The 377-nt window shown below is 42.4% G+C and carries 1 protein-coding gene; it reads right to left on the bottom strand.

Annotated features, from left to right (window positions below; genetic code table 11):
• On the bottom strand, nt 1–224 hold a 224-nt coding region (locus UC75_RS18635), incomplete at its 3' end, for a dioxygenase (RefSeq protein WP_322842880.1).
• Nucleotides 225–377: the final 153 nt, after the last annotated feature.

Here is a 377-nt window from a genome sequence, read left to right as displayed (position 1 = left end):
CCTAAGCCAGCTGCCAAAAGACCGAGTTCGTTTGCTTGACCTGCGTCTGTGAAATATTCCAAACCTTTCCAAACTTCTGAAGGTTGGATGTCTAAGTCTTCGATGGCTTGAAATAAATCCCCGAGAAGGCGCACTACAATTTGTTGAACACGTGCATCAACTTCGCCTTTTGCAGTGTCGACATTCATTTGTTTTACAAGCGCATCAATTTGTTGACGGTTCATACTAAAACTCCTTAAGTATGCAATACGGTTTTGGGTGGCAGCACTGCGGGCATGTTGTTTTGCTAGCGAATAAGTGCCGCCACGTTCCTTGTTACCTTCTGAATAAATATATTTAGTTTTTGAATGTGCTTCAGACCACACACTCAAACTATT

Source organism: Acinetobacter sp. V2, assembly GCF_001188385.1.
In the GTDB taxonomy this organism is placed as follows: Bacteria; Pseudomonadota; Gammaproteobacteria; order Pseudomonadales; family Moraxellaceae; genus Acinetobacter; species Acinetobacter oleivorans.
This window is presented reverse-complemented; position numbering and strand designations above follow the sequence as displayed.